General features: G+C 31.4%; 1 protein-coding gene. It reads right to left on the bottom strand.

Annotation, left to right across the window (positions count from 1 at the left end; all coding sequences use genetic code 11):
- A partial coding sequence (locus HMPREF9131_RS03455; protein ID WP_009345361.1) for an FAD/NAD(P)-binding oxidoreductase occupies positions 1 to 526 on the bottom strand: 526 nt, incomplete at both ends.

The following is a 526-nucleotide window of genomic DNA, read 5'->3' as shown; positions in this document are numbered from 1 at the left end:
GTGTCTGCCAAATCAATAAGATCAACTTCTCTACCATTTCTTACAAAAGCTTCAGCAAGTTCTACGCCAATATAACCCGCTCCTACTACTGTAACTTTTTTAATTTCAGGATTTTTTAATTTTTCAATAACTTCCTTGGCATTTTGATAAATTTTTACTCTTTGAACATTTTCAAGATCGATTCCAGGAATTTTTGGAATTATAGGTAGGGATCCTGTTGCTAAAACTAATTTGTCATAAGAATCTATAATTTCTTTTCCACTTTTGTCTTTTGCATAAACTTTTTTAGCCTTAAAATCTATTTTAGAAATTTCAGTTTCCATATGAACGGTAGCACCATTTTTTTCAAAAGTTTCCTTATCGCAATAAAATAATTTATCTCCATTTGAAATTTGTTTGCCTATCCATAGAGCCATACCGCAACCTAAGAATGATAGATTGTTGTTAGCTTCATAAACTACTACTTCATTATTTCCTTTTTCAGCAAGTATTGTGTTTATACAAGCTGTACCTGCGTGATTAGCGC

Source organism: Peptoniphilus sp. oral taxon 836 str. F0141 (genome assembly GCF_000179335.1).
Taxonomy (GTDB): Bacteria; Bacillota; Clostridia; order Tissierellales; family Peptoniphilaceae; genus Peptoniphilus_A; species Peptoniphilus_A lacrimalis.
Note: the sequence above shows the minus strand (reverse complement) of the source record. Positions and strands in the feature narration are given on the sequence as shown.